Source organism: Kribbella sp. (assembly GCF_035687465.1).
In the GTDB taxonomy this organism is placed as follows: Bacteria; Actinomycetota; Actinomycetes; order Propionibacteriales; family Kribbellaceae; genus Kribbella.
Window position 1 is genome coordinate 1 of record NZ_DASRXP010000023.1, and the last position, 7,181, is coordinate 7,181.

7 protein-coding genes are annotated in these 7,181 nt (G+C 68.9%); 6 read left to right on the plus strand and 1 reads right to left on the minus strand.

All coding sequences use genetic code 11. The features are described 5' to 3' along the window. Nucleotides 1–23: 23 nt before the first annotated feature. Genes VFG33_RS01015 through VFG33_RS01025 form a run of 3 tightly spaced genes read left to right on the plus strand, consistent with a single transcriptional unit; the run spans nt 24 to nt 2,739 of the window. Nucleotides 24–1,484, plus strand: a complete 1,461-nt coding sequence (locus tag VFG33_RS01015; RefSeq protein ID WP_325021327.1) for a benzaldehyde dehydrogenase — start codon at nt 24–26, stop codon at nt 1,482–1,484. Further along, complete coding sequence (locus VFG33_RS01020; RefSeq protein ID WP_325021329.1) at nt 1,481–1,813, plus strand: hypothetical protein; 333 nt, start codon at nt 1,481–1,483, stop codon at nt 1,811–1,813. Before VFG33_RS01015 ends, VFG33_RS01020 begins: the two co-directional genes overlap by 4 nt. Nucleotides 1,814–1,848: 35 nt before the next feature. Further along, nucleotides 1,849–2,739: an NAD-dependent protein deacetylase gene (locus VFG33_RS01025; RefSeq protein ID WP_325021331.1), complete on the plus strand. Its 891-nt coding sequence runs from the start codon at nt 1,849–1,851 to the stop codon at nt 2,737–2,739. Nucleotides 2,740–2,851: 112 nt separating this feature from the next. Here the strand turns inward: VFG33_RS01025 and VFG33_RS01030 are convergent, their stop codons facing one another. After that, on the minus strand, nt 2,852–3,916 hold the full coding sequence (locus VFG33_RS01030) for a GDSL-type esterase/lipase family protein (RefSeq protein WP_325021333.1): 1,065 nt from the start codon (nt 3,914–3,916) through the stop codon (nt 2,852–2,854). A 116-nt stretch (nt 3,917–4,032) separates the two neighbouring features. Between VFG33_RS01030 and VFG33_RS01035 the strand changes: the two genes are divergently transcribed. The 3 genes from VFG33_RS01035 to VFG33_RS01045 all read left to right on the plus strand — a co-directional run. Further along, nucleotides 4,033–5,001 carry a bifunctional riboflavin kinase/FAD synthetase gene (locus VFG33_RS01035; RefSeq protein WP_325021335.1) on the plus strand — a complete coding sequence of 323 codons (969 nt, stop codon included), beginning with the start codon at nt 4,033–4,035 and terminating at the stop codon, nt 4,999–5,001. A gap of 151 nt (nt 5,002–5,152) precedes the next feature. Next, nucleotides 5,153–5,425, plus strand: a complete 273-nt coding sequence (gene rpsO, locus VFG33_RS01040) for a 30S ribosomal protein S15 (protein WP_325021337.1) — start codon at nt 5,153–5,155, stop codon at nt 5,423–5,425. A 277-nt stretch (nt 5,426–5,702) separates the two neighbouring features. Then, nucleotides 5,703–7,181, plus strand: a 1,479-nt coding sequence (locus tag VFG33_RS01045) for a polyribonucleotide nucleotidyltransferase (RefSeq protein ID WP_325021339.1), incomplete at its 3' end; no start/stop codon positions are given.

Here is a 7,181-nt window from a genome sequence, read left to right on the forward strand (position 1 = left end):
GACCACCCAGACCGGAGGAACCCATGAGCTTGCTCGATGAGAGCACCTGGCACGCCGCCGTCTCCAGCGACGGATGGGTCAAGGCCAGCGGCGGCGACGCCGCGGTGATGACACCAGCCACAGGAGAGGAGATCGGCCGGATCGGCATCGCGGATGCCGAAGACGTGGCCCGTGCCGCCGGCCGCGCGGCCACGGCGCAACGCGACTGGGCGGCGCGTCCGTACCTCGAGCGGGCCGCGATCCTGCGGCGGGCCGGCCAGTTGTGGGAGGAGCACGCCGCCGAGGTCGACGGCTGGCTGGTACGGGAGGCGGGATCGATTCCACCCAAGGCCGGGGTCGAGACGCAGACTGCCGCACAGGAGTGTTACGAGGCAGCCGCTCTCGCCTCACAATCCATCGGTGAGCTGATTCCCAGCGCGCAGCCGCGCCTGAGCATGATCCGGCGCCTGCCGGTCGGCGTCGTCGGCGTCATCTCGCCATTCAACTTCCCGCTGATCCTGGCCATCCGCTCGGTGGCGCCGGCCCTTGCCCTCGGCAACGCCGTGATCCTGAAGCCCGATCCCCGGACCGCGGTGTCGGGAGGTGTCTCGATCGCCCGGATCTTCGAGGAGGCCGGCCTGCCCGAGGGCGTGCTGCACGTCCTCCCGGGCGGTGCCGATACCGGGGAGGCGTTGGTCACCCACCCGCTGGTCCGGGTGATCAGCTTCACCGGGTCGAGCGCCGCCGGCAGAAGGGTCGGGGAACTGGCCGCCCGGCACCTGAAGCGCGCGCACCTGGAACTCGGTGGGAACTCCGCACTGATCGTGCTGGACGACGCAGACCTCGACCTGGCCGCCTCGGCCGGCGCGTGGGGATCGTTCCTGCACCAGGGCCAGATCTGTATGACCACCGGACGGCACCTCGTCCACGAGAGCATTCTCGAGCCCTACCTCGAGCGGCTCGGGGCCAAGGCCGACCACCTCCCGGTCGGCGATCCCGCGACGGCGCAGGTGGCGCTCGGGCCGATCATCGACGAGCGCCAGCGGGACAAGATCCACGCCCTGGTGACCGCCAGCATCGACAGCGGTGCGCGACTCGTTGCCGGCGGCACCTATCAGGATCTCTTCTACCGCCCGACCGTGCTGGCCGACGTCACGCCGACCACGCCGGCCTACGCCGAGGAGGTCTTCGGTCCCGTCGCCCCCGTGATCAGCTTCCACGACGTCGACGAGGCGGTCTCACTGGCGACGGACACGCCGTACGGGCTGTCGCTCGGCATTCTCGGCCAGGACGTGATGGCCGCGCTGGCGATCGCGGAACGGATCCCGAGCGGCATCGTCCACATCAACGACCAGACGGTCGGGGACGAGGCGGTGGCGCCCTTCGGCGGAGTCGGTGCCTCGGGCACCGGATCCCGCTTCGGAGGTGCGGCGGCCAACGTGGAGGCGTTCACCGAGACCCAGTGGCTCACGATGCAAGGCGCGATCCAGCAGTACCCGTTTTGACCGGCGAGCAGAACACAGCCATACCGCCAGCGATCACGGAGTTCCAGATCGGCCTTGCCGTCGAGTTGTCCGGGGGGAGTACGCAGGGCTGGCTGCGGGTGGCAGGCTCCCTGCACAAGATGCGGCTGGATCTCGTGGACGCGATCGAGCAGCGTGACGCGCCCCGCGCCGTCGAGCTCATCCGTGACTACCACTCCCGGGTCATCAATCGGACGAAGTCGTCGCCGCGCGCGAAGGAGGTCCGCGAGACCGACCCCGGTCTGGCCACCTTCCTGTCCACCTGGTTGGGGTCGAACGTGCGACTAGGTCAGCAGCCAGGCGGTTCGTGAGCCGTCAGCTTCGCGCGGCCACGTACCCTGGTTGAGTGCGTTCCCGTCCGACATTGAGCTGGGCCCCAGGGCCTGAGGTTCTGGAGCTTGCCCCCGGTACTGCGGATGTGGCGCCCGTCGCCGAGGTGGTTGCCGCCGGGGGAGTAGTGGTCCTGAGTGGTGCCGGGATCTCCACTGAATCAGGAATCCCGGACTACCGCGGTGCGAGTGGGAGTCTGCGGACGCACACACCGATGACGTACGGCGATTTCGTCGGCAGTGACGTCGGTCGACAGCGGTACTGGGCACGGAGTCACCTCGGCTGGCGAACAATCGCCCGGGCAGCGCCGAACGACGGGCATCGCGCGGTCGCGGCCCTGCAGGCGCAGGGTTATCTCGATGGCGTCATCACGCAGAACGTCGACGGGCTGCATCAGGCCGCCGGGGCGCGGGACGTGATCGAGTTGCACGGCAATCTGGATCGCGTGATCTGCCTCGACTGCCAGCGGACCAGCCCGCGCGAGGAGCTCGATCGCCGGTTCCGCGCGGCGAATCCGTCCTTCGCGGGGCAGGCGACCCGGATCAACCCCGACGGCGACGTGGAGCTGCCCGACGACGTGGTCCGCGACTTCCACCTCGTCCCCTGTGTGAACTGTGGTTCGTCGTTGCTCAAGCCGGACGTGGTCTTCTTCGGCGAGAACGTGCCGAAGCCGCGGGTCGAACGCTGCTACCGGCTGATCGACGACGCCCGCGCGGTCCTGGTGCTCGGCTCGTCCCTGACCGTGATGTCCGGCTTCCGTTTCGTCCGGTACGCCGCCAAGTCGGCCAAGCCGGTGCTGATCGTCAACCAGGGCATCACCCGGGGCGACCCGTACGCCGCGGCGCGGATCGATCTCCCGCTCGGCCAGGCCCTCACCGACCTCACCACCCGCCTCGGCCTGGCCTGACCCAGCCCGTCCTGACCCAGCCGTCCTGACCGAGCCGTCCTGAAAGGGCACCGGGCCGGACCACCCGCGTGAGGGGTGACCGGCCCGGCGTCCGCCTACGGATTGGAAAGGGTCAGCGTTGCGCGCCGGTCCGTAGGCGGTCCAAGTGGGCCTTGACGGCCGGATCGGACATCATCTTGCTTGCCTGGCTGGAGAGATCGCGGCCCTTCGCGGCCCAGCGATCCTGCTCGGAAGCGGTGACCATCACCTTGGCACCGGTCAGCTTCTTGTGAGTCAGCGACGCGACGGCCGCCTGGCCCTCGAAGCGCGGGTGGTAGTTCAGCGCGCGGAGCAGGTTGATGTCCTTGCCCTGGATCCACGCCTTCCCGTCGGGGGCGCACGCATCGTGACCGGTCGACGGGCCGAACGTGTCCAGATACGCCACGCCGGCGGTCGCGGCCGCAGTCTCGAGCGCCTTGTTCAGCTCTTGCTCGATCGAGTAGAGGTAGGCGTAGTCGCCGTCCGCGAACGGCAGCACGGTCGGGCAGGTGCCCTTCTCCGGCGCGATCTTCGGGTAGCCGACCAGCACGATCGTTGCCTTCGGCGACTTCACCTTGATGGTCTTGGCGACTTCGGTGAGGCGCGCCTGGGTCTTGGCGATGTCGGCCTTCAGCGTGTCCACCCCGTCGACCGTGAAATGGGCCTTACAGGGTGCACCCTTGGCGTCGCTCGCGCGCAGGGTCGGGCAGGTGGCGATGACCCTGCCGAAGACGCCGAAGTCGTTGCCGCCGATCCCGACGGTGACCAGGTCCGTGTCCGGCGTGAGCGCGTTGAACTGGGGCGGGAAGGTGCCGAGGAACGTGCTCTGCGGCTGGGTCATGTTGGTCGAGTCCGCGCCGCCACAGGTGACGTCGGTGAACTGGCCCACTTTGAGCAGCCCGGCCAGCAACTTGGGGTAGTTGCTGGTGGAGCGCGCGCAGCCCAGCGACAGCAGCTCGGGCAGCGGGACCAGCGGAGCCGAGGAGTACGAGTCGCCGAGTGCGACGTACTTCTTGAACGGAGCGGTGGGGACGAAACCAGCAGTGGAAGCAGCGGCCGGGGCGGCGGCTGTGGCTGGTGCCACGGCGGTGCTCGTGACGGACATCGTGCCGAGAATCGCCAGCGTGCTGAAACCGGCGACGAGGCGGTGAATCTTCACGTGACCTCCGGGGAAGCGACAGTGCGGCCCAGACTAGGTTGAGTCACCGACCGATTACAAGGGGTGATCGCGGACCTGGTGCACGCAGTACGCGGCAGGCATGGAATCCTGCTCTTATGCGTGTCTGGCACGGTTTGGACGAGGTGGGCCCCGACTACGGCCCGTCGGTCGTCACCATCGGCAACTTCGACGGCGTGCACCGCGGTCATCAGCAGGTGCTGGCCCACGCCCGCGCCCGGGCGGCCGAGCTGGGTGGCCTGCCGGTGGTCGCGCTCACCTTCGACCCCCACCCGATGGTCGTACTGCGCCCGGACCACGCGCCGGCGCAGATCACCGATCCCGCTCACCGGGCCGAACTCCTCGGCGCGGCCGGAGCGGACGCGGTGCTCATCCTGCCGTTCAACAAGGAGGTCTCCTCCTGGTCGCCGGAGGAGTTCATCGACCGGGTCCTGGTCGGGACGCTGCACGCCAAGGCGGTCGTGGTGGGGGAGAACTTCCGCTTCGGCCACAAGGCCGCGGGGCATGTGGACACCCTGGTCGCGGCCGGTGCCGTCGCCGGGTTCCAGGTGGAGGGTCTGACCCTCGCGGGCGACGGGCACCCGTGGTCCTCGACGGACATCCGGGAGCTGATCGCGGCGGGCGACGTCGAGGGCGCCGCGGCGGCGCTCGGCCGGCCACTGCGGGTCACCGGGATCGTTGTCGAGGGCGACAAACGGGGTCGTGAGCTCGGCTTCCCGACGGCCAACATCCCTGCTGTGGCAGGCGCCGCGGTCCCGCTGGACGGCGTCTACGCCGGCTGGCTGACCGTGCTGGAGCCGGCACCCGGCGCCCCGCAGTACGGCGAACCGTTGCCGGCGGCGATCAGTGTGGGCAGCAACCCCACCTTCGACGGGGTGGACCGGCGGGTGGAGTCCTATGTCCTGGACCGGGACGACCTGGAGCTCTACGGATCGAAGATCGCGGTCGACTTCGTGACCCGGCTGCGGGGCAGCCAGATCCGGTTCGACAGCATCGACGACCTGCTGGTCCAGATGAAGCTCGACGTCGACCAGGCCCGCCGCATCCTGACCGGGAAACCGGCCTGATCCCCCCCAACTGGCGCGCCCGGGCCGGAATTAGGGTCCGATGTCCACCGGCTGATATCGTGGACGCTGCCGTCTGAACGGCCGCGGATCGAGAGTGCCCGGGTGACCCAAGCCCCGGTGCGCCGCGCAACGGACATCGAGAGGATCACACGTGTCGTCAGCCAATCCTGAGGCGAAGAAGAAGATCATCGGCGAGTACGCCCTGACCGAGGGCGACACCGGTTCCCCCGAGGTCCAGGTCGCGCTCCTCACGCACCGCATCGCGGAGCTGACCGAGCACCTGAAGGAGCACAAGCACGACCACCACAGCCGTCGTGGCCTGCTCCTGCTGGTCGGCCAGCGCCGCCGGCTGCTGAACTACCTTTCGAAGAAGGACATCAACCGCTACCGGTCACTGATCGAGCGGCTCGGCCTTCGCCGATGACGTCGTGAGAAGCGGCCCCCGACTCCGGGTGGCCGCTTCTCACGTATCTGTGCCCGGACTTTCCCGGGTACGGCACAACTGAATAATCAACGACAACGAGACGACGCGATACGCGTGTCGGGACCACGACCGGTCCTCGGTAGTGGCTTTCGGGCAACGTTCACCTCGAGTGGACAACCCGCGGGCCTCGATCGAAGACCGGCATCCCGGAGCTCGCGCCTCGCAGTCGTCTCAAGCGAGAGAGGGGTATCCCGTGTCGGGATCCACCACCGCGCCCATGGAGGGCGCAGAATTCGCTGAAGCCGTCATCGACAACGGCAGCTTCGGCACCCGTACCATCCGCTTCGAGACGGGCCGTCTGGCCCAGCAGGCCGCCGGTTCCGCCGCCGCCTACCTCGACGGCGACACGATGGTGCTGTCGGCCACCACGGCCAGCAAGAAGCCCAAGGACCAGTTCGACTTCTTCCCGTTGACGGTGGACGTCGAGGAGCGGATGTACGCCGCCGGCCGGATCCCCGGGTCGTTCTTCCGTCGCGAAGGCCGTCCCAGCGAAGAGGCCATCCTGACCTGCCGGCTGATCGACCGCCCGCTGCGGCCGTCGTTCGTGTCCGGCCTGCGCAACGAGATCCAGGTCGTCATCACGGTCCTGGCCCTCAACCCGGACAAGCTGTACGACGTGCTGGCGATCAACGCCGCGTCGATGTCCACCCAGATCGCCGGGCTGCCGTTCTCGGGCCCGATCGGCGCTGTCCGCGTCGGCCTGATCGACAAGCAGTGGGTGGCCTTCCCGACCCACAGCGAGCTCGAGGACGCCGTCTTCGACATGGTCGTGGCCGGTCGCGTCACCGAGACCGGTGAGGTCGCGATCATGATGGTCGAGGCCGAGTCCACCCCGGGCACGTTCGACGCCGTCGCCGCCGGCAAGCAGGCGCCGACCGAGGAGATCGTGGCCGAGGGCCTCGAGGCCGCCAAGGGCTTCATCAAGACCCTGGTCGACGCGCAGTCGGAGCTGGCGGCCAAGGCCTCCAAGCCGACCGGCGAGTTCCCGGTCTTCCCGGACTACCTCGAGGACGCGTTCACCGCCGTCGAGGCCGCCGCGACCGAGGAGCTGACCCAGGCCCTCGCCATCACCGGCAAGCACGACCGCGAGGAGGCCACCGACGCCGTCAAGGCCGCCGTGGTGACCAAGCTGGCCGAGGACTTCGAGGGTCGCGAGAAGGAGCTGTCCGCAGCCTTCCGCTCGCTCACCAAGAAGCTCGTCCGGCAGCGCGTGCTGACCGACAAGGTCCGGATGGACGGCCGCGGTCTGGCCGACATCCGCCCGCTCAAGGCGCAGGTCAAGGTGCTGCCGCGGGTGCACGGTTCCGCGATCTTCGAGCGCGGCGAGACCCAGATCATGGGTGTCACCACGCTGAACATGCTCCGGATGGAGCAGCAGCTCGACACGCTCTCCCCGGAGACGCGCAAGCGCTACATGCACAACTACAACTTCCCGCCGTACTCGACCGGTGAGACCGGCCGGGTCGGTTCGCCGAAGCGTCGCGAGATCGGCCACGGTGCTCTCGCCGAGCGCGCTCTGGTTCCGGTGCTGCCGTCGCGTGAGGACTTCCCGTACGCGCTGCGTCAGGTGTCCGAGGCGCTCGGCTCGAACGGCTCCACCTCGATGGGCTCGGTCTGCGCCTCGACGCTGTCGCTGCTCCAGGCCGGTGTCCCGCTGAGGGCGTCGGTCGCGGGCATCGCGATGGGCCTGATCTCC

Excerpts from the sequence above, each read along its gene's own strand:
- VFG33_RS01015 (WP_325021327.1), top strand. The coding sequence starts at position 24 with ATGAGCTTGCTCGATGAGAGCACCTGGCACGCCGCCGTCTCCAGCGAC.
- VFG33_RS01035 (WP_325021335.1), top strand. The coding sequence starts at position 4,033 with ATGCGTGTCTGGCACGGTTTGGACGAGGTGGGCCCCGACTACGGCCCG.